Origin of the sequence: Acinetobacter sp. HR7, from assembly GCF_000773685.1 — a bacterium.
In the GTDB taxonomy this organism is placed as follows: Bacteria; Pseudomonadota; Gammaproteobacteria; order Pseudomonadales; family Moraxellaceae; genus Acinetobacter; species Acinetobacter thermotolerans.
On record NZ_JPQO01000085.1, the window covers coordinates 1 to 754 of the forward strand.

Below are 754 nucleotides of genomic sequence, written 5' to 3' on the forward strand. Positions count from 1 at the left end.
TAGATAAACCATATAGTCAACATATGGACTTGGTTAGCTATTTTTGGTCAGGCAAACACCACCGATCCGTCAAGGGTATTAATCTCATTACCTTGTATGCGACAGATCAAAATGGTCAAAATATTCCAATTAATTTCCGAATTTATGACAAATCTGAAAGTAAAACCAAGAATGATTACTTTATGGATATGTTAAGTGAAGTACTCAGTTGGGGTGCAAAGATTCAATTTATTACAGGTGATAGTTGGTATTCATCGACTGGAAATCTAAAAACCATAAGAAAATATGGTATTCGATTTATGTTTGGTATCGACTGTAACCGTAAGGTTTCCCCAGAAAAAGGACAATGGTTTCAACTGCGCTTATTGCCAGATTTCCATCAGGGTCAAGTGGTCTGGCTCAAAGATTTTGGCTTTGTACAATTATTTAAGACTCAGTTAAAAGAACAGCAGAGGTTTTATATTGTGCATCAAGATGAAGATGATTTATTGTCCTTTGAGGGTTTTCATGAATTACATTCAAGTCATTGGAAAATAGAGCAATATCACCGGGTGATTAAACAGGTTTGTCATATTGAAAAGTTTCAAGTAAGACGATCTAAACTGATTTTGAATCATATTTTTTCAGCCTTGATGGCCTACGTTGAGATACAAAAGAACCAGTTTGAGCGGATCTTTGAAAATATATATCGTTGGCAGAAGAAATTATTTAGACCAATTATCAAAAACTTCATTGATGACTTTATTCTCGATAA

The 754-nt window shown here is 34.1% G+C and carries 1 protein-coding gene; it reads left to right on the forward strand.

All coding sequences use genetic code 11. From position 1 onward, the window contains the following. The coding region (locus GW12_RS05055; RefSeq protein ID WP_034584346.1) for an IS701-like element ISAba11 family transposase at positions 1-754 on the forward strand (754 nt) is incomplete at both ends.